The 24,892-nt window shown below is 69.1% G+C and carries 27 protein-coding genes and 1 pseudogene; 6 read left to right on the plus strand and 22 right to left on the minus strand.

Annotated elements, in window-relative coordinates:
- Positions 1–4 precede the first annotated feature (4 nt).
- The 4 genes from secF to ACFV2O_RS07865 all read right to left on the minus strand — a co-directional run bounded on the left by secF (position 5) and on the right by ACFV2O_RS07865 (position 5,068).
- Positions 5–1,240 (minus strand): protein translocase subunit SecF, encoded by a 1,236-nt coding sequence (gene secF / locus ACFV2O_RS07850; protein WP_355070482.1) that lies wholly within the window; start codon positions 1,238–1,240, stop codon positions 5–7.
- A 5-nt stretch (positions 1,241–1,245) separates the two neighbouring features.
- Positions 1,246–2,925 carry a protein translocase subunit SecD gene (secD, locus tag ACFV2O_RS07855; RefSeq protein ID WP_379251067.1) on the minus strand — a complete coding sequence of 560 codons (1,680 nt, stop codon included), beginning with the start codon at positions 2,923–2,925 and terminating at the stop codon, positions 1,246–1,248.
- A gap of 120 nt (positions 2,926–3,045) precedes the next feature.
- A complete protein-coding gene (gene yajC, locus ACFV2O_RS07860) occupies positions 3,046–3,405 on the minus strand; it encodes a preprotein translocase subunit YajC (RefSeq protein ID WP_355070478.1) in 360 nt (119 codons plus the stop codon).
- 172 nt (positions 3,406–3,577) lie between these two features.
- Complete coding sequence (locus ACFV2O_RS07865; protein WP_356961637.1) at positions 3,578–5,068, minus strand: NAD(P)/FAD-dependent oxidoreductase; 1,491 nt, start codon at positions 5,066–5,068, stop codon at positions 3,578–3,580.
- A 36-nt stretch (positions 5,069–5,104) separates the two neighbouring features.
- Between ACFV2O_RS07865 and ACFV2O_RS07870 the strand changes: the two genes are divergently transcribed.
- Together ACFV2O_RS07870 and ACFV2O_RS07875 are read left to right on the plus strand one after the other, a co-directional pair.
- Positions 5,105–5,770, plus strand: coding sequence for a TetR/AcrR family transcriptional regulator (locus ACFV2O_RS07870; protein ID WP_355070474.1), 666 nt, complete (start codon positions 5,105–5,107; stop codon positions 5,768–5,770).
- Between the two features lie 151 nt (positions 5,771–5,921).
- On the plus strand, positions 5,922–6,485 hold the full coding sequence (locus ACFV2O_RS07875) for a DivIVA domain-containing protein (RefSeq protein ID WP_355070472.1): 564 nt from the start codon (positions 5,922–5,924) through the stop codon (positions 6,483–6,485).
- A 36-nt stretch (positions 6,486–6,521) separates the two neighbouring features.
- Here ACFV2O_RS07875 and ruvB read toward each other — a convergent pair whose 3' ends face one another.
- The 5 genes from ruvB to ACFV2O_RS07900 all read right to left on the minus strand — a co-directional run bounded on the left by ruvB (position 6,522) and on the right by ACFV2O_RS07900 (position 9,930).
- Positions 6,522–7,604, minus strand: coding sequence for a Holliday junction branch migration DNA helicase RuvB (ruvB, locus tag ACFV2O_RS07880; RefSeq protein ID WP_355070470.1), 1,083 nt, complete (start codon positions 7,602–7,604; stop codon positions 6,522–6,524).
- A gap of 6 nt (positions 7,605–7,610) precedes the next feature.
- A complete protein-coding gene (gene ruvA, locus ACFV2O_RS07885) occupies positions 7,611–8,216 on the minus strand; it encodes a Holliday junction branch migration protein RuvA (RefSeq protein ID WP_379251071.1) in 606 nt (201 codons plus the stop codon).
- Positions 8,213–8,782 (minus strand): crossover junction endodeoxyribonuclease RuvC, encoded by a 570-nt coding sequence (gene ruvC / locus ACFV2O_RS07890; protein WP_379251073.1) that lies wholly within the window; start codon positions 8,780–8,782, stop codon positions 8,213–8,215. The genes ruvA and ruvC overlap by 4 nt, the downstream gene beginning before the upstream one ends.
- An 82-nt stretch (positions 8,783–8,864) precedes the next feature.
- Entirely contained in the window at positions 8,865–9,317 is a 453-nt protein-coding gene (locus tag ACFV2O_RS07895) for an acyl-CoA thioesterase (RefSeq protein WP_364425924.1), read from the minus strand.
- Positions 9,318–9,414: 97 nt separating this feature from the next.
- A complete protein-coding gene (locus tag ACFV2O_RS07900; protein ID WP_379251075.1) occupies positions 9,415–9,930 on the minus strand; it encodes an O-acetyl-ADP-ribose deacetylase in 516 nt (171 codons plus the stop codon).
- A 115-nt stretch (positions 9,931–10,045) separates the two neighbouring features.
- Between ACFV2O_RS07900 and ACFV2O_RS07905 the strand changes: the two genes are divergently transcribed.
- Positions 10,046–11,482, plus strand: a complete 1,437-nt coding sequence (locus ACFV2O_RS07905; RefSeq protein ID WP_379251077.1) for an alpha/beta hydrolase — start codon at positions 10,046–10,048, stop codon at positions 11,480–11,482.
- Positions 11,483–11,502: 20 nt separating this feature from the next.
- On the opposite strand, the gene ACFV2O_RS07910 is transcribed toward ACFV2O_RS07905, so the two are convergent.
- Positions 11,503–12,474 carry a GlxA family transcriptional regulator gene (locus tag ACFV2O_RS07910; protein ID WP_379251079.1) on the minus strand — a complete coding sequence of 324 codons (972 nt, stop codon included), beginning with the start codon at positions 12,472–12,474 and terminating at the stop codon, positions 11,503–11,505.
- A 97-nt stretch (positions 12,475–12,571) separates the two neighbouring features.
- Here ACFV2O_RS07910 and ACFV2O_RS07915 point away from each other — a divergent pair, with 97 nt between their 5' ends.
- On the plus strand, positions 12,572–13,507 hold the full coding sequence (locus ACFV2O_RS07915) for an NADP-dependent oxidoreductase (RefSeq protein WP_379251559.1): 936 nt from the start codon (positions 12,572–12,574) through the stop codon (positions 13,505–13,507).
- A gap of 42 nt (positions 13,508–13,549) precedes the next feature.
- The gene (locus ACFV2O_RS07920; RefSeq protein WP_355070461.1) at positions 13,550–13,756 is read left to right on the plus strand and encodes a DUF5988 family protein; all 207 of its coding nucleotides are present in this window, start codon (positions 13,550–13,552) and stop codon (positions 13,754–13,756) included.
- 176 nt (positions 13,757–13,932) lie between these two features.
- Here ACFV2O_RS07920 and ACFV2O_RS07925 read toward each other — a convergent pair whose 3' ends face one another.
- The 3 genes from ACFV2O_RS07925 to ACFV2O_RS07935 form a co-directional block, all read right to left on the minus strand.
- Positions 13,933–14,685: a YebC/PmpR family DNA-binding transcriptional regulator gene (locus ACFV2O_RS07925; RefSeq protein ID WP_355070459.1), complete on the minus strand. Its 753-nt coding sequence runs from the start codon at positions 14,683–14,685 to the stop codon at positions 13,933–13,935.
- Between the two features lie 118 nt (positions 14,686–14,803).
- A complete protein-coding gene (pdxT, locus tag ACFV2O_RS07930) occupies positions 14,804–15,460 on the minus strand; it encodes a pyridoxal 5'-phosphate synthase glutaminase subunit PdxT (protein ID WP_379251082.1) in 657 nt (218 codons plus the stop codon).
- Positions 15,461–15,535: 75 nt separating this feature from the next.
- Positions 15,536–16,357: an acyl-CoA thioesterase gene (locus tag ACFV2O_RS07935; protein ID WP_379251084.1), complete on the minus strand. Its 822-nt coding sequence runs from the start codon at positions 16,355–16,357 to the stop codon at positions 15,536–15,538.
- Between the two features lie 105 nt (positions 16,358–16,462).
- Between ACFV2O_RS07935 and ACFV2O_RS07940 the strand changes: the two genes are divergently transcribed.
- Positions 16,463–17,089, plus strand: coding sequence for a hypothetical protein (locus tag ACFV2O_RS07940; RefSeq protein WP_379251086.1), 627 nt, complete (start codon positions 16,463–16,465; stop codon positions 17,087–17,089).
- A gap of 111 nt (positions 17,090–17,200) precedes the next feature.
- Here the strand turns inward: ACFV2O_RS07940 and ACFV2O_RS07945 are convergent.
- From ACFV2O_RS07945 to pgsA, 9 genes and pseudogenes are all read right to left on the minus strand, one after another.
- Positions 17,201–17,891 (minus strand): annotated as a pseudogene (locus ACFV2O_RS07945) (SDR family oxidoreductase).
- Between the two features lie 141 nt (positions 17,892–18,032).
- Positions 18,033–18,530 carry a hypothetical protein gene (locus ACFV2O_RS07950; RefSeq protein WP_379251088.1) on the minus strand — a complete coding sequence of 166 codons (498 nt, stop codon included), beginning with the start codon at positions 18,528–18,530 and terminating at the stop codon, positions 18,033–18,035.
- Positions 18,531–18,693: 163 nt separating this feature from the next.
- Complete coding sequence (locus tag ACFV2O_RS07955; protein ID WP_379251090.1) at positions 18,694–19,581, minus strand: LysR family transcriptional regulator; 888 nt, start codon at positions 19,579–19,581, stop codon at positions 18,694–18,696.
- Between the two features lie 24 nt (positions 19,582–19,605).
- Positions 19,606–20,508 carry a pyridoxal 5'-phosphate synthase lyase subunit PdxS gene (pdxS, locus tag ACFV2O_RS07960; RefSeq protein WP_195042546.1) on the minus strand — a complete coding sequence of 301 codons (903 nt, stop codon included), beginning with the start codon at positions 20,506–20,508 and terminating at the stop codon, positions 19,606–19,608.
- Between the two features lie 205 nt (positions 20,509–20,713).
- Complete coding sequence (locus ACFV2O_RS07965; protein WP_356961620.1) at positions 20,714–20,860, minus strand: hypothetical protein; 147 nt, start codon at positions 20,858–20,860, stop codon at positions 20,714–20,716.
- 104 nt (positions 20,861–20,964) lie between these two features.
- Complete coding sequence (locus ACFV2O_RS07970) at positions 20,965–22,008, minus strand: NUDIX domain-containing protein (RefSeq protein WP_379251560.1); 1,044 nt, start codon at positions 22,006–22,008, stop codon at positions 20,965–20,967.
- A complete protein-coding gene (locus tag ACFV2O_RS07975; RefSeq protein ID WP_379251093.1) occupies positions 22,008–23,132 on the minus strand; it encodes a glycosyltransferase family 4 protein in 1,125 nt (374 codons plus the stop codon). The genes ACFV2O_RS07970 and ACFV2O_RS07975 overlap by 1 nt, the downstream gene beginning before the upstream one ends.
- A complete protein-coding gene (locus ACFV2O_RS07980) occupies positions 23,129–24,097 on the minus strand; it encodes a phosphatidylinositol mannoside acyltransferase (protein ID WP_379251095.1) in 969 nt (322 codons plus the stop codon). Before ACFV2O_RS07980 ends, ACFV2O_RS07975 begins: the two co-directional genes overlap by 4 nt.
- A gap of 88 nt (positions 24,098–24,185) precedes the next feature.
- On the minus strand, positions 24,186–24,881 hold the full coding sequence (pgsA, locus tag ACFV2O_RS07985; protein ID WP_379251097.1) for a phosphatidylinositol phosphate synthase: 696 nt from the start codon (positions 24,879–24,881) through the stop codon (positions 24,186–24,188).
- Positions 24,882–24,892 lie beyond the last annotated feature (11 nt).

Genomic DNA, 24,892 nt, shown 5'->3' on the forward strand with positions numbered 1-24,892 from the left:
GGTGTCAGTTCCGCCTCTTGTGCCGTTTGCCGCTCGGGCGCGCGCCGGGTCGCGGCGCCTGCCCGGCCGCGCGCTGCTTGCGCGGCGCCTCTTCGTAGTCCCGCCCGGCTGCCACGCTCGCCCGGCGCTCCGCCGCGACGCCCGCACGGGCGCTCGCCGCGCCGGCCCGCTTGGCCAGAACCTTCTTCGTGTGCGCCGCCACGGGCCCCCAGCGTTCCTTGATCGAGACCAGCAGCGGGGTAGCGAAGAAGATCGAGGAGTACGTGCCGACCAGCAGACCCACCAGCTGTACCAGCGCCAAATCCTTCAGGGTGCCGACGCCCAGCATCCACACCGCGATCACCATCAGCCCGACGATCGGCAGGATGCCGATCAAGGCGGTGTTGATCGAGCGCATGAGCGTCTGGTTCACCGCGAGGTTGGCCTGTTCGCCGTAGGTGCGCCGAGTCAGGTGCAGGATACCGTGGGTGTTCTCCTCCACCTTGTCGAACACGACGACGGAGTCGTAGAGCGAGAAGCCGAGAATGGTCAGGATGCCGATCACGGTCGCCGGGGTGACCTCGAACCCGACCAGTGAGTACACGCCCGCGGTGACCGTGACGTCGAAGGCCAGCGCCGCCAGCGCCGCGATGGCCATGTGCGCCTCGTAGCGGATCGCGATATAGCCCGCGACGAGCACGAGGAACACCGCGAGCGCGATGATCGCCTTGCGCGTGATCTGGCTGCCCCAGGTCTCGCTGACGTCGGAGGTGCTGATCGCGGCCCGGCTCGGGTTGCCGGACTTGTCCTTCGGCTGGAACTCGGCGAACAGCGCGCTGTTGAGCGCCTCGACCTGCTTCTGGTTCAGCGCCTCGGACCGGATCAGCATGGTGGCCGATCCGCCTGCGCCGACGGTCTGCACCGAGACCGGGTCGGTGCCGATCGCGCCGCGGTAGACATCCTCCACCGCGCTGGTGGTCGCGTTCCCCGCCGGGAACTGGATGCGCGAACCGCCCTCGAAGTCGATGCCGAAGTTGAAGCCGCGGAAGATGATGCTGCCCAGCGAGACGAGCACGATCGCGGCGGTGATGATGTACCACATCCGGCGTTTGCCGATCACGTCGATCGCGCCGGTGCCGGTGTAGAGGCGGTTGAAGAAGCCGTGCTTGGGCGTCTGCGCGTCGCCGACCGCCGCGAACACGTCGGTGATCTCGGTGGCGCTCGTCTTGTCGAGCGACGGGGTGGTGTGGCTGTTGGTCATCGTCCTCACGCCTTCCCGAGTGCGGCCTCGGCCGCCTTCCGCTCGCGGGCGACCTGCTGGATCGCGCCGAGGCCGTTCACCGACGGCTTGGACCAGAACGCCGTCCGCGAAGCGAGCAGCACCAGCGGCGAGGTGACCAGGAACACCACGACCACGTCGAGGATCGTGGTGAGACCGAGGGTGAACGCGAAGCCCTTGACCTGTCCGACGGCCAGGATGTAGAGCACCGCCGCGGCGATGAAGCTGACCGCGTTGCCGGACAGGATGGTCCGGCGGGCGCGCTGCCAGCCGCGCGGAGCGGCGGAACGGAAGCTGCGGCCCTCGCGCATCTCGTCCTTGATGCGCTCGAAGAACACCACGAACGAGTCGGCGGTCATACCGATACCGATGATCAGACCGGCGATGCCCGCGAGGTCGAGCGTGAACCCGATCCAGCGCCCGAGCAGCACCATGATGCCGTACACCGCGAATCCCGATGCCACCAGCGACAGACCGGTGACGAATCCGAGCATCCGGTAGTACAGGAGGCAGTACAGCAGCACCACCAGCAGGCCGACCGCGCCGGCGAGCAGGCCCGCTTTCAGCGAGGACAGGCCGAGCGTGGCGGACACCGTCTCGGCTTCCGAGGTCTGGAACGACAGCGGCAGCGAGCCGTACTTCAGCGTGTTCGCCAGTTCCTTCGCCGACGTCGCGGTGAAGTTGCCGGAGATCTGGGTTCGGCCACCCTGCTGCGGGCCCTGCTGCACGACGGGCGCGCTGACCACCTTCGAGTCGAGCACGAACGCGACCCGCTTGTAGACGTACTCACCGGTGAGCGCCGCCCACGCGTCACTGCCGCCGGACTTGAAGTCCAGGTAGACCTCGTGCCTGGCCTGCTGCTGGTTCAGGCCCGAGGTGGCGTCCTTGATCTCTTGGCCGTCGATGCGGCTCTTGTCCAGCAGGAAGACCTCGGTGCCGTCGGTCGAGCAGGTCACCAGCGGAAGGGCCGGGTCGTCGTTGCCCGCGAGCGGATCGGCCTTCCCGCAGTCCATGGTGGCCAGCGCGGCCTGCTGCACCGACTGGTCGGTGCTCTGGCGCAGGGCCTTGGCCGCCTGGATCTCCTTGGTCGACTCTTCGGTGGGCTCCAGACCGGGATTCGTGGGTGGCTGCGTCGGCTGCTGAGCGGGGAACACGCGCTGCTGCGGGGCGGGCGCGGGCTCGGTGGTCTCCGGCGCGGCGGGCTGCGTGGTCTCCGGCGTCGTCGGCTGCGCGGCGGGCGCGGGCTGGGTGCCCGGCGCGGTCTGCGGGGTCGCGCCGCGTCCCGCCGCGGGCACGGCCTGCAGCACGGGACGGATGTACAGCTTGGCCGTGGTCGCCAGCGCGCGCGCCTGCTGCCCGTCGTCGCCGGGCACGGTGATCACGATGTTGTCGCCGTCGATGACGACCTCGGATCCGCCGACACCGAGGCCGTTGACCCGGTTCTCGATGATGTCCTGCGCCTTCTTCAGGCTGTCCTGGCTCGGCTTGCTGCCGTCCGGCGTGCGCGCGGACAGCGTGACGCGGGTGCCGCCCTGCAGGTCGATACCGAGCTTGGGTGTCGGGGACTTGTCACCGGTGAAGAACACCAGCGCATAGATCACGGCCAGCAGCGCGGCATAGACACCGAGCAGCCGCAGCGGGTGCGCCGATCCCTGGGAAGGTGGCACAGTACGTCATCTCCTAGGCGGGAAGTCGAGGATGGAACATGCGGACGTGCATCAGCGCCGCCGGGTGCGCGGACGGACGGCCGCGGCGACATCCGGCGAGCCGGGGCACAACCGGAACGATCAGTCCTTGGTCAGGCGGGTCTCGGTCTGCTCGGCGGATTCCTCGACGGCCTCGGTGGTGTCCGAGCCGGTGGTCTCCGAGCCGGTCTCCTCGGTGCTCACCTGGTCGTCGGTGCGCACCTCACGGATGGCCTGGCGCAGCCACGTGGTGACCACGTCCTCGGCGATCTCGAGGTCGACCGTGGTGTCGTCGAGTTCGACCACGGTGCCGTACAGACCCGACGTGGTGACGACCTGATCGCCGATCTTCAGGCTGTCCTGCATCTGGGTGACCTTCTCGGCTTCCCGCTTCTGACGGCGGACACCGAGGAACATCGGCACGAGCAGGGCTACCAGTAGCAGCGGAAACAGCAGTTCCATCGTCGAAGTCAGTCCCTAGTGTCGTGGGTGGGATGGGCAAGTACCCACACAGTCTGCCAGTTCGCTGCGCGGGTGCCACACCCGCACGCCCGCTGGGCAGCTACAACGGCCCAGATCGCACACCGGCTCGCCCGCCGGGACACGCTCCGGCGGGCGAGCCGAGGTAACGGTGTCAGGCGGTCTTGCCGTAGACGTAGTCCTCCAGCGGGAAGGCGACCGCTTCGCGATGGGCGTTCAGTGTGCTGGTGGGCCGCAGCAAGGCGGCCTCGCCGTGCTGGTTGAAGTAGTAGCTGCGCGCGGTGGCGCAGTCGCCGCCGTAGAAGACCGAGGAGCCCAGCTTGTCGGTCACCCGGTCCAGGAACGCGGCGTTGGCCTGCTCGCTGACCTCGAAGGTGGTCTCGCCCCTGCGGCGCAACTCGCCGAACAATCTGCCCATGTGCTTCATCTGGGCTTCGATGGTGGTGAAGTAGGACAGGCCGCTGTAGGAGTACGGGCTGTTGAGGCTGAGGAAGTTGGGGAACTTCGGCACCGTGATGCCCTCGTAGGCTTGGAAACGGTTGTCCCGCCAAAACTTTCCGAGGTTCACCCCGTCGCGGCCGATGATCTCGATGGCCGGGAAGTTCACGTCCCACAGATTGAAGCCGGTGGCCAGGATCAGGGTGTCGATCTCGGTCTTGTGCCCGTCGGCGGTCACGATGCCGTCCGGCTCGATGTGGTCGATCGAATTCGTCTCCAGGCGCACGTGTGGCTGGTTGAACGTGGTGAAGTAGTGGTTGGAGAAGGTCGGCCGCTTGCACCCGAAATCGTAGTGCGGTGTCAGCTGCCTGCGCGTCGCCTTGTCGCGCACGGACGCCCGCAGGTGCGCCTTGGCCAGCGCTCCCGCCCCCTTGTTCAGCAGCTTGGCCTGCTTGAAATGCAGCACCCCGACCACCATCAGCGCCTCCAGCAGGCTGGTGTTGACCAGTCGCGCGGCCTTCTGCGTGGCGGGAACCCGTTCGAACAGCTTGCGCACCGGGGCGGGAATCGCGGTGTCGACCTTCGGCACCACCCAGATCGGGGTGCGCTGGAACACCGTGAGCGCCCGCGCCTTCTTGGCCACCTCGGGCACCAGCTGCACGGCGGTGGCGCCGGTGCCGATGATCGCGGCCGTGCGGCCGGTGAGGTCGAAGTCGTCCTCCCACGCGGTGGTGTGGATGATCTTGCCCGCGAACGAGTCGATGCCGGGGAACGGCGGGGTATAGGGCTGGGACAGGAATCCCGTCGCCGTCAGCAGGTATCGGCCCGTGACGGTTTCCCCGCCCGCGATCGAGACCACCCAGTGTTGCCGCTCTTCGTCCCAGCGCGCGCCGTCGACGACGGTGCCGAAGCGCATGCGCCGGCGCAGGCCGTACTTGTCGGCGACGTGCGCGGCGTACTTCTTCAGCTCCTCGCCCGGCGCGAACAGCCGCGACCAGTGCGGATTCGGCTCGAACGAGTAGGAGTAGGTGACCGAGGCGATGTCGACCGCAAGACCCGGATAGTGGTTGACGTGCCAGGTGCCGCCCAGGTCGTCCTCGCGTTCGAGGATGACGTAATTGCTCAGGCCGAGCCGATCGAGCTGAATACCGGCCCCCATACCGCCGAACCCCGCACCGACCACGACCGCGTCGTATTGAGGCGCCACACCGAACCTCCTGCTAGCTGAACCACATATCACGGAATGACACATCATTCCGTTTGTGATGACTGTATCATCGGGAAGGTGACGAAGCCATCCACGCGTGCCGAGCGACGGAAAGCCGAACTGCGCCAAGAGATCATCGACACCGCCTTCGTCTGTTTCGCGGAGAAGGGCTATCACGCCACCGGCATCGCCGACATCGCGGGACAGCTCGGCATCGGTCACGGCACCTTCTACCGCTACTTCAGCAACAAGCGCGAGATCATCGACCACGTCATCGATGACCTCGCCGCGCGCATCATCGCCGCCCTCGGCACCGAGAACGCCCCGGACGCCGCCGCCACCCTCGACGAATACCGCGCCCAGATCGACCGTATCGGGGTGGCCCTCACCGAAATCCTGCTGACCGATCGCCGGGTCGCCCAGCTGTTGCTGTTCCACGCCACCGGCATCGATGACGAACTCACCCAGCGGCTGTACGGATTGCTCGACACCGCCGACGCGCTGACCGCGGGCTATCTCGACCACGGTGTCGAGCAGGGCTACCTGCGCGCCGACCTGGACACGTCGAACACCGCGCGCGCGGTGACCGGCATGCTGATCGGGGGCATCGTCTACTCACTGCGCGAACCCGACGAGGCCGCGATCGCGGGGCTGAACCAGGCGATCCGCCGCCTGCTCGTGGACGGCGTGCGCAAGGACTGAGCACCTCGGCAATCCCCCTGACACCGCCACCGGCGCTAGGGTGAGGCGCACTGATCCGACGCTTTCGCCAGGGGGACGGCCCTTGTTCGCAAAAGGCCAGGGAATCGCGAAGTTTCCCTTCCGATCGGCCGGACGCGCCGAGCCTGACAGAATGTCGCCCGTGACTCCGGAGGACGTGCGCCGCACCCGTTTCGCGACCCCGACGCTCGGGCATCGCGGCTATCACGCGGACGAGGTGGATGCCTTCCTCGAACTCGTCGCCGCGACGCTGGCCGGGCACGGCGTTCTCGCCGCCGACGATCTGCGGCATGTCGGTTTCGGCGCGCCCCGGCTCGGCCAGCGCGGCTACCGCGCCGACCAGGTCGACGAGTACCTCGACCAACTGCGCGCGGAACTGGAGTTCCGGCAGCGCGGCGTCCGTCCGGTGCCCGCCGCGAACGGCAACGGCCACGCCATGCTCACCTTCGACGATGTGCAGCGCATGCGATTCAGCCAGGCCCCGGTGGGCAGGCGCGGATACAACGAGGAAGAGGTCGGCGCGTTCCTCGATCTGGTCGCCGCGACCCTCGCGCACGGCGGACCGGGCAGCCTCACCCTCACCGACGTCGAGGCCGTCCGCTTCACCGAGGCCCGCCTCGGCACTCGCGGCTACCAGCGCGACGAGGTCGACGCTTTCCGCGACTTGGTCGCCGCCGCCCTGCGCCATCGCCGCTGACCCGCCAGCGCGGCGGCGATCACCCGAGCGCGCGGCTCATTCGAACAGGTCGAGCGTGGGGTGCGGCTCGCGACCGCGCACTTCGATGGAACCGAACACCAGGTCGGGCGGCGGAACGAGACCGAGGTGCTCCCACGCGGCGGCGGTGGCGACCCGGCCGCGGGGTGTGCGCGCGACCATGCCCGCGCGAACCAGGAACGGTTCGCAGACCTCTTCCACGGTCGCGGCCTCCTCCCCGACCGCCACAGCCAAGGTGGACACCCCCACCGGGCCACCGCCGAAACTGCGCACGAGCGCGCCGAGCACCGCGCGGTCGAGCCGGTCGAGACCGAGCACGTCCACGTCGTAGACCTCCAGCGCGGCCTGGGCGATGGGGCGGGTGATCCGGCCGTCGGCACGCACCTCCGCGTAGTCGCGCACACGGCGCAGCAAGCGATTGGCGATACGGGGCGTACCGCGTGAGCGGCCCGCGATCTCGGCCGCCGCCTCCTCCTCGATGACAACACCGAGGATGTGTGCCGACCGTTGCAAGATGCGCAGCAATTCGCCGGGTTCGTAGAAGTCCATGTGCCCGGTGAAACCGAAACGGTCGCGCAGCGGACCGGTCAGCGCTCCGGATCTGGTGGTGGCCCCGACCAGGGTGAACGGTGCGATATCCAGGGGAATGGAGGTCGCCCCCGGCCCCTTGCCGACGACGACGTCCACCCGGAAGTCCTCCATCGCCAGGTAGAGCATCTCCTCGGCGGGGCGCGCCATCCGGTGGATCTCGTCGATGAACAGCACGTCGCCCTCGACCAGGTTGCTGAGCATGGCGGCGAGGTCTCCGGCCCGCTCCAGCGCGGGGCCCGACGTGATCCGCAGCGCGGTGCCGAGTTCGGCCGCGATGATCATCGCCATGCTGGTCTTGCCCAGACCAGGCGGTCCGGACAGCAGGACGTGATCCGGTGTGCCGCCGCGCTGTTTGGCGCCGCGCAACACCAGCGCGAGCTGTTCGCGGACACGGGGTTGACCGATGAAGTCGTCCAGCGACTTCGGGCGCAGACTCGCCTCGATCTCGCCGTCGGACTTCAGATAGTTTGCGCTGACCTGCGATTCGGCGGGTTCCTCAGGATGATCCATGACGCCTTACCGGTTCTTGCCGAGCAGGCCGAGCGCCGCCCGGAGGGCGGCGGAGGTGTCGGCGGCGGGCTGTTCCGCCAGCACCGCGTCGATCGCCTGTTCGGCCTGTCTGGCGGCGAAACCGAGGCCGACGAGCGCTTCGGTGACCTGGTCACGCACGGGGGTGACCACCGCGGCGGGCGCGGATCCGGGCGGGCCGGCAGGCACGGGAACGAGATTCACCTTGTCGCGCAGTTCCACCACCATGCGCTCGGCGCCGCGCTTGCCGATGCCGGGGACCCGGGTCAGTGCCGCCACGTTGCTCTCGGCCAGCGCTTTGCGCAGCGCTTCGGGTTCGAGTACGGCCAGCACCGCCATGGCCAGGCGAGGCCCGACGCCCGAAACGGTCTGCAACAGGCCGAACAGGTCGCGGGCCTCGGTGTCGGCGAAACCGTAGAGGGTCATCGAGTCCTCGCGGACGATCATCGCGGTGTAGAGCCGGGTTTCCTCGCCTCGGGTGAGCCCGGCCAGGGTGGACGGAGTGGCATTGAGCCGGTAGCCGACGCCTGCCGCCTCGATCACCGCGTGGTCGAGGGCGATTTCCAGCACTTCACCGCGTACCGACGCGATCACCCGTGCACCGCCTTCCGTTGTTCGGCCAGCCGCTCCCGGTATCGGCGCTGCGCCGCGGCCGCCTTGGCCTCCGCCGCCGCCATCCGCTCCAGCAGCGGCGCTCGCCAACAATGGCAGATCGCCAGCGCCAGCGCATCCGCCGCGTCCGCCGGTTTCGGCGCGGACGGCAGCCCGAGGATACGGGTGACCATGGCGGTCACCTGCTTCTTGTCCGCGGTGCCGTTGCCGGTCACCGCGGCCTTCACCTCGCTGGGTGTGTGGAACGCGACCGGGATTCCCCGGCGCGCGGCGGCCAGCGCGATCACGCCGCCCGCCTGCGCGGTGCCCATGGCGGTACGGACATTGTGCTGAGCGAAGACGCGTTCGATGGCGACGGCCCCCGGCTCGTGGATGTCCATCCAGCGTTCGGCTGCGTCCGCGACCGCGAGCAGGCGCTGCGCCAGATCCATATCGCCGGGAGTGCGGACCACGTCGACGTCCACGGCGGTGACCTTCCGCCCCGATCCGCCCTCCACGATGCTGAGGCCGCAGCGAGTGAGTCCGGGGTCGACGCCCATCACCCGCACGACAACCCCTCTCGCAGACACGAACAACTGTTCGAGAGTCTAGCGGAGGCTTCGCCTTTCGCCGTCCAGCGACACAGCCCGGCTATTCGCCGACAACCGCCGCTTCCCGCGCGGCGCCCGGCAACCCCAGCAACTCCGGACGGCTCGCGCGTGCCGCCCACTGCCGCGCGGGGTCGGCCACGAGGCGCCGCGCCGCCAGATCGAGCAAGCCACTGACATTGGTCACCGTCGCGGCCACCACGCCGTCGGCGCGGGTCAGGACGTGCTCGACACGATAGGTCTTGCCGTCTCCCCACTGCCAGGCGCACGAGACGTCCACGGTGTCGCCACCGCGGAGTTCGCGCTGGAAGCGGAGCACGGTCTCCAAGTTGACCGGCCCGAGCCCGGAGGCGATCAGCTCGTCCACCGACACGCCCGCCGCCTGAACACAGGCGAAACGGGCGTGATCGGCGAATTGGTGGTAGGCCGCGCCGGTGACGTGCAACTGGGGATCCAGGTCGGAGACCCTAATTTCGATGCGAGTACTGAACGACACGCGCCGACTATGTCAGCGAGGACCGACAAGTTCGGCCCACCGGTGCTGCGGACCTGCCGTACCCGTGACGACACGGCGGCTGCCGGCGCAGGAGGTCTCAAGTCCCGGAGACCTGCCGCGCGAACGCACCGTGAGCCCGTTCGTCGAAGAGAACGAATCGCGCCTCCGATACCGCCGTCTCGGTCGTACGAACCGTGTCGACAGCGATTCGCGCCCCGTCGTCCATCGGCCAGCCGAAGATCCCGGTCGAGATCGCCGGGAAGGCGACCGTGCGCGCCCCCAATTCGTCCGCCACACGCAAGGATTCGCGATAACAGGAGGCCAGCAGAGCGGAGCGGTCCTCGACGTCCGACCACACCGGCCCGACGGTGTGGATGACCCACCGCGCGGGAAGCCGACCCGCCGTGGTGGCCACCGCCGCTCCGGTGGCAAGTCCCGCTCCGTAGTGGGACGCCCGCAATCGGCGGCATTCCGCCAGGATTTCCGGGCCGCCGCGCCGGTGGATCGCTCCGTCCACTCCCCCGCCGCCGAGCAGCGACGAATTCGCCGCGTTGACCACCGCGTCGACCTCCTGTTCGGTGATGTCGCCGCGCACCAGCACCAGTTCGACCATGCTCGCATTCTCCTCGCGCACCCCGGACGGCACGACGACATTTCGGGCCGGTCGCACAGGAGGACCTGAGCCGATTCACAGCGTCTCTCGAGGAACCGCCTGCACAATGCCGGACGTGCCGATACTCGCCGCGCCCACGTCCCCGGCGCCACCGCAGGTTCCCCCGGCGAGTCCGGCCTCGAACCAGCAGCACACCTTCCACCACGGGATCTCACTGCTGCACGGCTGGCTGCCGGTGACCGTCGCGCTCCTCGCCGCGGTGGTCGTGCTGCTCGCCGTCGCTCGGCGCGGCAGACGGTGGTGGCTGATCCAGCTGCCGGTCTGCGTGGCGCTCGGCGGCGCGGGAGCGCTGGGCGCCGCGTGGTACGTGGCCGACGAGGGATTGGCCTCCGATCCGGCGCCCACCCGATTGTGGGCGTGGGTCGGCGCGACCGCCGTCGCCGTCGCCGTCGCGGTCGTCGGCTGGCCTGGCGCACGCTGGTGGCGGCGCGGGATCGCGGTCCTCGCCATCCCGCTGACCCTGGTGAGCACCGGAATCGTGCTGAACCAGTGGGTCGGCTACTACCCCACCGTGCAGGCCGCCTGGGGCGCGGTCACCGCGGGTCCGCTCCCGCACGAAACCGACCTCTCGGCGTTGCCCGGCCTGCGGAACACCGCCGTTGCCGACGGCAAACTGGTGCCGGTGCGCATTCCCGACGCGGGCAGCGGATTCCCGCACCGCACCGAATACGTCTACCTGCCACCCGCGTGGTTCGCCGGGCCGACACCGCCCGCTCTGCCGGTGGTGATGATGATCGGCGGCGAGTTCAACACGCCGGCGGACTGGATCCGCAGTGGCCAGATCATGCCCGCCCTGGACAGCTTCACCAAGGCCAACGGCGGACGCGCGCCGATCCTCGTCTTCGTCGACTCCAGCGGCAGCTTCAACAACGACACCGAATGCGTCGACGGCCCTCGCGGCGACGCCGCCGACCATCTGACCGAGGACGTGCCCGCCTATGTCGAATCGCGTTTCGGCGCCTCGGCCGATCCCGCGAATTGGGCGGTGGTCGGCTGGTCCATGGGCGGCACCTGCGCGGTGGACCTCGCGGTCATGCACCCCGATCTGGTCCACACCTTCCTCGACATCGCCGGTGACCTCGGGCCGTCGTCCGGCACCAAGGAGCAGACCATCGCCCGGCTCTTCGGCGGTGACTCCGCCGCATGGGCCGCGTTCGACCCGCTGACCGTCATGGCCGCGCACGGTCCCTACAGCGGCGTCGCCGGCCTGTTCGACGACCTCGTCCCCGCACAACGCTCCGGCGGGGGGACGAGGCGCGCGCCGGTTCCAGACGACGACCGCGCGGGCCTCGGCGGCCGTGGCGGGATACCCGATTCCGGTGAGGTCGGAGCCGCCGACAAACTCTGCGCCGCGGGACGCGCGGTAGGCATCGATTGCACCGTCTACACCACCCAGGGCGGCCACACCTGGCAGTTCGCTTCGGCAGCGTTCACCTCGTCGCTGCCGTGGATCGCAGGCCGCGTGGGTCTGCCCGTCACGGCCGCCGACTGAACCGGTCGGCGCACCGGCGTTCAGCTCGCCGCGGCGCCTGCTCGTGCACGGAACGTACGCCGATAAGCCTGCGGTGACACGCCGATCGCGTCGGCCAGATGTTGACGCAACGAAGTCCCGGTGGCGAAGCCGACCTCGCCCGCGATGCGATCGACGGTCAGGTCGGTGGTTTCCAGCAGATGCCTGGCGCGGAAGACCCGCTGCTGGATCAGCCACCGTCCCGGGCTCATGCCGACCTCGTCGCGGAAGCGCCGGGCGAAGGTTCGTTTACTCATCCGGGCGCGGGCTGCCAGTTCATCGACGGTCAGCGGATGGCGCAGGTTCTCCAGAGCCCATTGCCGGACCGCGGCGGTCCCGGCCGACGTCTCGGGCGGCACGGGTTGCTCGATGTATTGCGCTTGGCCGCCGTCGCGCCACGGGGGAACGACGCAGCGGCGCGCGACCGCGTTCGCGACGGCGCTGCCGTGATCGCGCCGCACCAGATGCAGGCAGACGTCCAGTCCTGCCGCGGCGCCCGCCGACGTGAGGACGTCCCCGTCATCGACATAGAGCACGTCCGGGTCGAGGCGGACCCGCGGGAAGGTGCGCCGGAACAGACCGGCCTGATTCCAGTGCGTTGTGGCCGGCCGATCATCGAGCAGCCCCGCGGCCGCGGCGATGAAGGCGCCGGTACAGATCGCGACGATCCTGGCCCCCGCCGGAATCAGCGCGAACGCGTCGAGCACCGGCTGCGGCAGGGTGCCGGTAAGAGCCGTCGTGGTATCGCAGGCGGGCAGCACCACGGTGTCGGCGTTCCGCAAGGCGCGGCTGTCGTGGGCCACCGCGATGTCGAAATCGGCGGCGCTGCGCACCGGACGACCGTCGACCGAGCAGGTGATCACCTCGTATCTACCTGCCGCACTGCCGAAAACCCGATTCGGGATACCGAGTTCGAAGGGGTAGACCCCCGCCAGCGCCAACACCACCACTCGATGAGGCACCGTCGAATCCATGGCATGATCATATCGAAGAATGGCAATCGTGCCATTTTCTTTGCCGTCGGATACCGGCAGGCTGACAGCCGTGACCGAAATCGACAGCACCGCGACCATGCGCGCGATCAGCCAGCAGACCCTCGGCGGACCCGAGGTGCTCACCGAAGTGAAACTGCCGCAGCCGGTGGCCGGCCCCGGCCAGATCCTGGTCCGGGTCCGCGCGGCCGGGCTCAACCCGACCGACTGGCGCCATCGCGCCACCGCGGGACTGTTCCTTCCCGAGCCGCCGTTCGTCCTCGGCTGGGACGTCTCCGGCGAGGTCGCGGCCACCGGCATCGGCGTCACCCTGTTCCGCCCCGGCGACGAGGTGTTCGGCATGCTCCCTTACCCGTACGGCCACGGTTCCTGCGCCGAATACGTCGTCGGCCCCGCCCGCGCCTTCGCCCCCAAACCGGCCGCACTCGACCACACACAAGCGGCGGCGATCCCGCTCGCCGCGCTCACCGCCTGGCAGGCGCTGGTCGACACCGCCGGGCTCAGCCCCGGGCAACGCGTACTGATCCATGCGGCAGCGGGCGGCGTCGGCCACTTCGCGGTTCAGATCGCCAAAGCGCGCGGGGCGTACGTCATCGGCACCGCCAGCGCGCCGAACCACGCGTTCCTGCGCGATATCGGCGCCGACGAGGTGATCGACTATCGCGACACCGACGTCGCCGAGGCGGTCCGCGACGTCGACGTGGTGCTGGACTCGATCGACGACGACAACAGCATCCGGTCCCTGCGGACCCTGCGTCCCGGCGGACTGCTGGTGACGTTGCGGGCCTTCGGCGCGGTCGACTTGGCAGGCGAGGCGGAGGCGCTGGGCGTGCGCGCGATCCGGATGCTGGTGGAGCACGATCACGCGGGCATGCTCGCTCTCGCCGGACTCGTCGAATCCGGCGCGTTGCGCCCGGCGGTCGCCCGGTCGTTCCCGCTGTCCGCGGCAGCCGAGGCGCACGCGCTCGGCGATACCGGGCGAACCGTCGGCAAATTGGTACTCACCGTGCCATGAAATATGCCACGATCAGGCCCTTCGCGCTTCTACCATCCCAGGATGAGCAAAGGCGCAAAAGCAGTCCTCGAAGGCGGGCCGCACGATCTGCCCTCGCGCATCGTCCCGATCACCCCACCCGGCGTGGAATTGAAGGTGCCGTTCCGCGGCGGATACGAGCACTTCAAGGTCAGTCAGCGGGAGCAGGACACGCCTGAAGGGCGGCTGCGCGTGTACGAGTGGTGCGACCGCACCGAGATCGCGGAGTGAGTCCGGTCCCACCTCTCCGGCGGCCGCAGCGCCGACCGGAAGGTGGGGGTGCGGCCGCCGGGCGGTGCGCTGGGAACCAGGAATGAACCCACTCGGGGCGGCCCGTACACAGACCGGCCGCCCCGATTTCGCGCTCAGCATCCCGCCGTGCGGGAGTACGGCGCGCGGTCGATCGACTAGTCCTCGAGTTCAGCGAGCACGTCGTCCGGGATGTCGACGTTGGTGTAGACGTTCTGCACGTCGTCGCTGTCCTCGAGGGCATCCACGAGCTTGATCACCTTGCGGGCGCCGTCGACGTCCACCGCGACCGACACCGACGGCTGGAAGCCGGATTCGGCGGAGTCGTAGTCGATACCGGCGCCCTGCAGCGCGGAGCGGACCGCGATCAGATCGCCCGGCTCGCTGACGATCTCGAACGACTCGCCGAGATCGTTGACCTCCTCGGCGCCCGCGTCGAGCACGGCCAGCAACACGTCGTCCTCGGACAGCCCGTTCTTCTCCAGGGTGACGATGCCCTTGCGATGGAACAGGTAGGCCACCGAGCCAGGGTCGGCCATGTTGCCGCCGTTGCGCGTCATCGCGACCCGCACCTCGCCCGCGGCCCGGTTGCGATTGTCGGTGAGGCACTCGATCAGCACGGCGACGCCGTTGGGACCGTAGCCCTCGTACATGATCGTCTGCCAGTCGGCGCCGCCGGCTTCCTCGCCGCCGCCGCGCTTGCGGGCGCGCTCGATGTTGTCGTTGGGGACCGACGACTTCTTCGCCTTCTGGATGGCGTCGTACAGCGTCGGGTTGCCTTCCGGGTCACCGCCACCGGTCCGGGCCGCCACCTCGATGTTCTTGATCAACTTCGCGAACAGCTTGCCGCGCTTCGCGTCGATCGCAGCCTTCTTGTGCTTGGTGGTGGCCCATTTGGAGTGGCCGCTCATTCCCTACTTCCTTCAGGTCGGTGGCACGTCTGGTCGTGTGTACGGTACCGGCACCGCCGGGCGGACAACTTCTCCAGCCTACTCGGGCCTCCACCACGGCCGTACAGAGCGGCCCCGACTACGCGGCGGCCGAACGGACGATCTCCACGAACATGCGGTGCACCCGCAGATCGCCGGTGACCTCGGGATGGAACGACGTCGCCAGGACGTTGCCCTGCCGCACCGCGACGATCCGGCCCGCGGCGGGGCCATCCGGCACCGTGGCCAGCACCTCGACGCCCGCACCCGCCCGCTCGACCCACGGTGCGCGGATGAACACCGCTCGCACCGGGCCGTCGGTCAGGCCGGAGAACGGCAAGTCGGTTTCGAACGAGTCGACCTGACGGCCGAACGCGTTGCGCCGCACCGTCATATCGATGCCGGACAGATGCTGGGCGTCCGGGCGGGTGTCGAGCACCTCCGAGGCGAGCAGGATCATGCCCGCACAGGAACCGAACGCGGGCATACCGTCGCGCAGCCGCGCGCGCAGCGGCTCCAGCAGGTCGAAGGCCTGCAGCAGCTTGCTGATCGCGGTCGACTCGCCACCGGGCAGCACGAGCGCGTCCACGGCCGCGAGCTCCGACTCGCGCCGGACCAACACCGGCTCGGCGCCGCAGTGCGCGAGCGCGGCGACGTGCTCCCGGACGTCGCCTTGCAGCGCGAGCACGCCGATCGTGGGACGGGACGGCGCCTGTCCGGTGTCGGCGGCGGGTGCGGTGACCGAGGAAGCGTTCACGCCGGAAAGCTTACGAGCCGTACCGATGTGGGCCCGCTCACGGTCGGCCGCATCCGCGTCGCGATGGCCGCCGGGTCAGTCCTCCCGCAGCCTGCGGATGAGGCCTTCCTGCACCACGGCCGCGACCAGCGTGCCTTCTCGGGTGAAGATCTTGCCGCCGGTCAGCCCCCGGCCGAAAGCCGCTGACGGCGAGGACTGGTCGTAGAGCAGCCATTCGTCGGCGCGAAACGGGCGCAAGAACCACATCGCGTGGTCGAGCGAGGCATTCTGGGTCGGCTCGTCGGGATGGATCACCTTCGAGGAACCCAGCAGCGTCATATCGCTCATGTAGGCGAGGGTGCACACGTGCACCAGCGGATCGTCGGGCAGCAGGTGCCGGTAGCGGAACCACACCTGCTGCTGGGAGACCACACCATCGCGGCGGGACACGTTCTCGTACGGGACCATGCGTATGTCCCAGTGTTCCCACTCCCGCATCGCCCATAGCCGTTCTGGCGTCATCGTGGTGCTGGCGTCGGGCAGATCCTCCGGCATCGGGACATCGGGCATGACATCTTGATGCTCGGGCCCCTCGTCGCCGACGTGGAACGAGGCCGACATGGTGAATATCGCGGCGCCGTCCTGGATGCCGGTCACCCGGCGGGTGCAGAACGACCGCCCGTCCCGGATGCGCTCGACCTGATAGACCGTCGGCTCCTGCGGATTGCCCGGACGGAGGAAATAGCCGTGCAGGGAGTGCACCTGGAATCGCGGTTCCACCGTCCGGACCGCGGACACGAGCGCCTGGCCGGCAACCTGGCCGCCGAACGTGCGCGCGAGCTGGGTCTTGGTGGACGCGCCACGGAAGATGTCCCGCTCCAGCCGCTCTATCTCCAGCGCCTCTTCGATTGTCGCCATGCGCAGAGATTATCCCGGCCGCTCACGGCGTCGCCGTTCGGCCGCCGGTGAACGCCTGGCTACGCCCACGCCGCACCGGCCGTCGCACTTTGCTGAGATGGATGGGTGCCGCGCTTCCTGCCCATCACGCCCGACGCCCTCGTCACGCAGGTGATCCAGCCCGTGCTGACCGCGAACGCACACACGGTGATCGCCGTCGACGGCGCGGACGCCGCACAGCCGGTGACGTTCGCCGACCGGATCGTGGAGGCGCTGCGCGATGCGGGCCGGTCGGCCCACGTGGTCTCCCTGCACGACTACGTGCGTCCCGCCTCGCTGCGCATGGAGTTCGGCCGCACCGACGAGATGTCCTATCGCACCGCGTGGTTCGACTACGCCGCGCTGCGCCGCGAAGTCGTGGAGTCTCTGCGCGAGCACGGCCGGTGGCTGCCCGCGTTGTGGGATGAAGCCGCCGACCGCTCCGCGCGCGCCGCGATCCGCACGGCGCCGGCCGCGACCACCGTTGTCGTCGCTGGCCCGATGCTCGCGGGCCGCCACCTCGACGCCGACCTGATCCTCCGGCTGGACCTGTCCGAGGCCGCGCTCCGCCGCCGCACCCCGCCCGACGCGCAATGGACCATCCCGGCCTTGCTGCGGCACGATGCCGATAACCCCTACACGCCGACCTTCTTCGTGCGCTGGGACCACCCTGATCGTCCGGCGCTTCGAGTCGACCAGGACCGGGCCGACTAGGTTCCCGGGTCCTTGCCGATTACCGCTCGAGCTCGGCTTCTGCGGTGAGGCGCAATCTCATCATTGGATGCGCATAACCACGTAGCCATATGTGCTCCCGGCGCCCAGCGGTCAGACCAGCCGATGCCCGCCGTCCACGTGCAGGACCGTGCCGGTGATGAAGGGATTGCGCATCACGCCCAGCATCGCCTGCGCGATATCGGAAGGGCGGCCGATGCGCCCGACGGGCAGGCGTGCGGCGAGCTGCTGGTGACGTTCGGTTTTCGCGGGCCCGGCGATGGTGTCCCAGATCGGTGTGTCGACCCACCCCGGCGAGACCACGTTGACGCGGACCGGGCCGATACGCCGCGACGCCGGAAGTGAACGTCACCGAGCCGCCCGGTACGACCCGGGCGTGCTTGGCGAGCAGCATGGGGCCGATCAATTTGGCGGAAACGAGGTTCCGAGCCAGGTCGGCGTCGAACCGATCCAGCTGCTGGTAGGCGCCGGTGACATCGGCGGCGGTGGTGACGACATGATCGACCGGCTCCGATTCGGCGAACAAACGCTCGAGGTCGGCTTCGCGGGTGATGTCCGCGACGACCGAGCGCACCGTGCCCGGCCCCGCGGACAAGGTGCGCTCCGCCGCGGCGAGCCGTTCGGCGGAACGGCCCGCGATGGTGACCTGCGCGCCCGTATCGATCAGCGATGCCGCCAGCGCGAGTCCCATGCCGGAGCTGCCGCCAACGATGACGACGCGTTCGGGTGTTGTGCTGCTTGCTGTCATGACTCCACCCGACCATCGCGGCGGTCGAGAGTCCATGTCGCACTGCCGAATACGCCTTAGGCACGGGCTAACACCGCAGGCCGTGGACCGATTCGGCGCACGGACCGCGGTGGGTGGAGCCGACGCCGGTCCGACGAAACGAACGTCACCGCCCGCGCGCCGGGCCGGCTCCCGTCATCACGCGGTGCAGGCCGGGGACTGCTGGTTCAGGTTGGCCAGCGCCTGGCAGGCCCAGGCCTTCTGGACCTTCCACTTGCCGTCTTCGAGGACGAACGGAACGTCGACCTGGTTCGCCTGCCCGTTGACGGTGAACGTGGCCTGGGCGGTGACCGTGTCACCGAAGGCGGTCACGCCTGTGACCACTGCCGTGGCGTTGGCCTGCTGAAACGCCTGGGCCAAGCGGTTCGGCAGGCTCGGATCGGCCTCGATGCCCTGCACGAGGTCGAGCTTCTCCTCGTTCGGCACCGCGGGGTCGAGCGCACGCTGCAGGTTGGCGTTGAGTTCTTCTTTGGTGGGCGGGGCAGGTACCTTCGCGGTCGCCGAAGCGGCGGCGGTGGTGGTGTGGGTGGAGCTGTGCGAATCGCTCTTGTCGTCGCTGCCGCAGGCGGCCATGCCGAGGGCGGCCACGAGAGCCAGGCCCGCTGCTGCGATGCGTCCGGTCTTGAGAAGCTTCAACTGTTCGTCCTTTGCGCTCGGATCGATCCGACGGTGATAGGGCGCGATATGGCCGGGACGGCCATCGAATGGCGAAGCTACTGAGCGTGATTGTGAGAACCATGAGACGACCTTCTGGCCGCCGTAAGAAGTGAACCTAGCATCGGAAGCGGTCCCGGCGGGCTCATTCCGGCGACAGTTCGGATGCCAGTGCCGCGAGCAGCGCCGCGACGGCCGGATCGCGCACCGCCGCGCGCCAGGCTATCGCATAGGTCACCCGCAGGGGCGCGCCACGTAACGGCCGCCAAACCAGACCGGCCAGTCCGTTTACGCGCGACGAGCTGAGCCCGATCACGTCGGGACGTGACGGCAGCACGGCCAGCATCTGCGCATGGCCCATCGCGCTGTCGCTCAGCCGTACCGCCGCGCCGTGGTCGGCGAGCGTACGCAACAGCGAAGTATGCAGGCCCGCGGCGGATTCGCGAGAGAACAAGATCAACTCGTGCCCATCGAGCTCGGCCGGGTCCAGCGGCGCCGCCGCCCCGGCGAGCGGATGCCGCTCGGACATCACGACGCCCAGCTCCTCGCGGGCCACCGGACGTTGCGCGAAGCGTTCGGGCAGCTCCACCGGGGCGCGGACCAACGCGAGATCGACTTCGTCGTCATCGAGAAAACGCACCTGATCGGCGGTGGTCCCACCAGTGAGCACCATCCGGGCATCGGGCAGCGCGGCGGTGAGCAGGCCGCCGATGTGGGCGGGCAGCCAGGGCGGGACGCCGTTCAACAGCCCGAGACGCAGCACCGGGGCACCGGCGGCGGCAGCGCGCCTGGTCTCGCGCATCGCCTCATCCATCGCGCGCAGCACGTTCCTACCGGAGCGCAGCAGCACCGCGCCCGCGGCCGTCAGCTCCACCCGCGGCTCCCGGACCAGCAAGGGGCCGCCCAGCTCCCGCTCCAGCACCTTGATCTGCTGACTGAGCGTCGGCGTCGAGATGAACAATCGCTCCGCGGCCCGGCGGAAGTGCAATTCCTCCGCCAGGACCACGAAGTACCGCAGCTGCCGCAACTCCACGCGGCCGACGCTACCGGCCGGAGATCACCAGCCGCGCTCGGCCAGGCGGTGCGGCTGGGCGATCTCTTCGACGTTGATGCCGACCATGGCCTCGCCGAGCCCGCGCGACACCTTCGCCAGCACGTCCGGGTCGTCGTAGAACGTGGTGGCCTTGACGATGGCGGCGGCGCGCTGCGCCGGGTTGCCGGACTTGAAGATGCCCGACCCCACGAACACGCCCTCGGCCCCGAGCTGCATCATCATCGCGGCGTCGGCGGGAGTGGCGATGCCGCCCGCGGTGAACAGCACGACAGGCAGCTTGCCCGTCTCGGCGATCTCACGGACCAGCTCGTAGGGCGCCTGCAACTCCTTGGCCGCGACGAACAACTCGTCCTCGGGCAGCGACGACAGGCGACGGATCTCCTGGCGGATCTTGCGCATGTGCGTGGTCGCGTTGGAGACGTCACCGGTACCGGCCTCGCCCTTGGAGCGAATCATGGCCGCGCCCTCGGTGATTCGACGCAAGGCCTCGCCGAGGTTGGTGGCGCCGCAGACGAACGGCACGGTGAAGTTCCACTTGTCGATGTGGTTGGCGTAGTCCGCGGGGGTGAGCACCTCGGACTCATCGATGTAGTCGACACCGAGGCTCTGCAGGATCTGCGCCTCGACGAAGTGGCCGATGCGTGCCTTCGCCATGACCGGGATGGAGACCGCGTTGATGATGCCGTCGATCATGTCCGGGTCGCTCATCCGGGAGACCCCGCCCTGGGCACGGATGTCGGCGGGGACGCGTTCCAGCGCCATCACCGCGACCGCACCGGCGTCCTCGGCGATCTTGGCCTGCTCCGGCGTGACGACATCCATGATCACCCCACCCTTGAGCATCTCGGCCATGCCGCGCTTCACGCGGGCGGTACCGACGGTCTGGGTGGTCTCGGGGGTGGTCACGGCAAACTCCTCCAGGCATGTGCGCCAAATCGATCACTCGCATACGAACGCCACGATTCTAGGTGGGCGCAAAAGGCCACTTGATAGCCAGTTGGAGTGCACTGGCCTGGTGTGATCTCGGTAATGGCGCCTTACGCCGGGAAGGATCGGCGGCGGTGCCGTCCCGGCGCCGCACTGGCCTGCCCGGTCCGCGCCGGGCGCACGATCACAGCGGACCGACCACCAGCAACTGCGCCCAGTACTCCGCGGCCGCGGGACCGATCAGCGGCAACAGGAAATCGAACAGCAGGTACGACATGAACCAACTACCTCCACAACCGAACAGGAACAGCCCCGCCGTCAGCGGGACCACGACACCGAAAGCACATGCGTCCCCGACAGCAGTACCCTTCGGCGCCCTGGATCATCGCGACGCTATCACGATCGTGAAACACATCACACGTCTTCCGTGGCCGGTCAGCGGATGGAGCGGACCTCCGGATCGCCGGTGCCCGACGCGGCCTGAGCTGCTTCGGCCAGCAGTTCGTCCAGGTGATACGGGTAGACGGTTTCGCCGGAGCGGTCCAGCGTGACGATGTCGGCGGCGGTGCACCATCGGTGCCCGGTGATGGAGCGGCGTTCGATCGCGGTCAGGTTCGCCGGTTGCGGGTCGAAACCACGCACCCGCAGGGCGAAGAACAACTCCTCGCTCCGGATCAGCTCCCCGTTGAAGGGGAATACCGCTACCCGCCTCCAGATCGGACCGCGCAGGGCGGCCGGATCCCCGCGATATCCGGTCTCCTCGTACAGTTCCCGTACCGCCGCCGCGCGCAGGCTCTCCCCCGGCTCCACGCCGCCGCCGACGGTGAACCAGAACGACACCTGCGGCGTCTTCGGATCGTTGCCGCGCATCAGCAGAGTCCGGTCGTTCTCGTCGAACAGCACCACCCGCGCGGTGGTGCGGATGGTGTCCACCGCGAGGCCGGTGGACGCGGCCGGGGTAGCGCGCTCGGTGATCTCGAAGTAGGACGGCAGCGGCGCGGTACCCCCCAGGTGCAGGACGCGGACCGGTCGGCGCGTGCGCAGCGCCAGCGTGTCGCGTACGGCGTCGTTGTGGAAGCGGCGTGCGATCAGCACCCTGGCCTCGGCGTCGGCCAGTTCGGCGACGAGTTGCGGGCGCAGCGTGCCGATGTCGACCGCCGACAGCGCGGTGGACAATTGGTTCTCCACGGTCTCGCGCTCGGCGCGCCCGGCGCGCTCGGCCCGGTCCGCCAGCGCTGCCAGTTGTCCGGCCTGCTCCGACAGAGCCGGATCGGACACCGGACCCGCGATCGCCATGGCGACCGACCTGGCCACCACCGCCCGGCGGGCCAGCGCCGCGTCGAGCGCCTGCCAGGACTGATCCGAGCGGACGTGCAGCCGGTCGAGCCGGTTGGCGGTGGAGTACGCCCACAGACCGATGGCGACGACGACCGCCGCGATCAGCGCGAGGACGAGAACGGTCGTCGCGGAGAAGGTGATCATCCTGCGGCCCGCACTCTCGTGTCGCCCACGGTCACCGTCTCGTAGACGCGCAGGATCTGTTCGGCCACCACCGGCCAGTCGTACTCGCCGACGACCTGGGTCGCGGTGTGCACGAGCCCCTCCCTGCGCACCTCATCGGTGAGTACGGCATGCAGCGCGGTGGCCAGCGCCGCCGAGTCGCCGACCGGGACCAGCATGCCCGCCGAACCGTCCCGCAGTACCCGGCGGAAAGCGTCCAATTCACTGGCCACGACCGCGGTGCCCGCCGCCATCGCCTCGATCAGGATGATGCCGAAGCTCTCGCCGCCCAGGTTGGGCGCCACGTACACGTCCGCGCTCCGCATCGCGGAAGCCTTCTCCTCGTCGGACACCTGGCCGAGGAAACGCAAGTGGCCGGACAGGTCGCCCGCTTCCCGACGCAACCGGTCCTCGTCGCCGCGGCCGACGATCAGGATCTCGACGTCGGGATGTTTGCGCACCAGCTCGGGCAGCGCGCCGAGCAGGACCTCCATCCCCTTGCGCGGCTCGTCGTAGCGCCCCAGGAACAGCACCGTCCCGCCGGGGCGCGGATAACCAGGCAACATCGGCGCGCGCGCGAACGCAGGGACGTCGACGCCGTTGGGGATCTCCACCGCGTCCGAGCCGAGCGCCTCGACCTGCCAGCGGCGCGCGAGCTCGGACACCGCGATACGACCGGAGATCTTCTCGTGATACGGCCGCAGCACACCCTGAAAAGTGCTCAGCACCAGCGATTTCGTCGTAGAGGTGTGGAAGGTCGCCACGATCGGACCCTCGGCGATCTTCAGCGCGAGCATGGACAGGCTCGGCGCGTTCGGCTCGTGGATGTGCAGCACGTCGAAGTCGTTGCCCTCGATCCACCGGCGGATCCTGGTGTAGGCCATGGGCCCGAACGACAGCCGCGCCACCGACCCGTTGTACGGGATGGCCACGGCGCGCCCCGCCGACACCACGAACTCCGGCAGCGGGGTGCCCTCGGACGCGGGCGCCAGGACGCTCACCTTGTGCCCGCGTTCGATGAACACTCGCGCCAGTTCGACCACATGCGCCTGCACCCCACCGGGGACGTCGAACGAATAGGGGCAGACCATGCCGATCTTCATGGCGATACGTCCCCCTGTTCGGCATTGATGCTCGCCTGCGCGGTGGCGATCCTGGCACGCCGCTGCGGCGAGAGATCGCTCTCCCACAATGGTTGCAGCATGTGCCAATCCGCGGGGTGCTCGGCGATATTCGCCGCGAAAGTTTCCGCCAACGCCTGGGTGGCCGCCGCCACGCCATCGGAAACATTCAGCGGCGCTTCGACTTTCAGTCCCCAGTCCTCTCGGCCATCGGCGTCTACCTCGAACCAGGCGTGCACCGGCAGCAATGCCGCGCCGGTCTCGATCGCCAGTTTCGCCGCACCCGCCGGCATCCAGGTGCGCTCACCGAAGAACTGCACGGGCACGCCCTTGCCGGTGAGGTCGCGTTCGCCCAGCAGGCACACGATCTTGTTCTGTCGCAGTCGGGCCGCCAGCAGACCGAACGGCGGCTGCTCACCGCCGGTCAGCGGGATCACCTCGAAGCCGAGGCTCTCCCGATAAGCGACGAACCGCTCGAACAGCGACTCCGGCTTCAGCCGCTCGGCCACGGTGGTGGGGCCGCCGTAGTGCTGGACCAGCCAGACGCCCGCAATGTCCCAGTTGCCGGAATGCGGCAGCACCAAGAGCACGCCTCGGCCCTTCGCGATTGCGGCATCCAGATGCTCCAACCCGCCGACGTCATAGTCGATCGCGGCATGGTCCATCGTGGGCAGCCGGAACGCCTCCCGCCAGTACCGCGCGTAGGACCGCATGCTGGCGACGATCAGTTCGTCCGGCACGTCGGCGGGAAGCACACCGAGCACGCGCGCCAGATTGCGCCGCAACTGGTTCGGCTCGCCGCCCGCGTGGAATTCCCGATTGGCGCGACGGGCAACCCGGTCGGCGCCCCACTCGAACAATCGTCGTGCAGTCGGCTCCGGCAGCGCACGCACCAATCGCCACCCCGCCGCGTATCCGGCGGCGCCGAGCTGTTCCCCGATCGTCATCCGAGCTCCCGAGCCGCAGGTCCGCAATTCATCGTGACGGATACCCGGACGCCACCGTCGATCGGTTCGCGCCCGGCATCGGGTGAGGTCACGTCGGAAGCCCCGACGTGCCGGCGGTGCCCGCGCCAGGGCGCTGCGACTGCCCGGTCGGGATCACGGTGCGCGCTCCCGGCGAGTTGCGTACGGCCAGCACCCGCTGAACAACGGTGACGATGCTGAGCACGGCGAGGATCCACATGGCCACGTGCACCGCGTAGGTCAGCCATTCGATCCCCCAGTAGCCCCCGATGCCGGTGAATCCGGCTCCCACCAGCACGATGATCAGCCGGTCCGGCCGCTCGATGAGGCCGCCGTCCGCGGACAGCCCACTGGCCTCGGCGCGTGCCTTCGCATAAGAGATCACCTGAGAGGTCACCAAGACGACCAGCGTCGCGGCGAACAACGGCTTGTGCTGCTCGTGGAAGACCGCCCACCAGGCCAGCCCGCCGAAGATGGCCCCGTCGGCCAGCCGGTCACAGGTGGCGTCCAGCACCGCGCCGTACTTCGTGCCGCCGCCGCGTGCCCGCGCCATCGCCCCGTCGAGCATGTCGAACATGACGAACAACCAGATCACCATGGTTCCCCAGAACAGGTGTCCGGTCGGGAAGAGCGTGACCGCGGCGACGATGGAGGCGGTGGTGCCGATCAGCGTCATCGCGTCCGGCGTCAGTCCGGTGCCGACCAGCGCGCGGCCCAGTGGAGCAGTCGCCTTGGCGAACGTCTCGCGGCCGAAGAAACTCAGCACGGCCGACCCGC

The organism is Nocardia sp. NPDC059691, assembly GCF_042733915.1.
Classification (GTDB): domain Bacteria; phylum Actinomycetota; class Actinomycetes; order Mycobacteriales; family Mycobacteriaceae; genus Nocardia; species Nocardia sichangensis.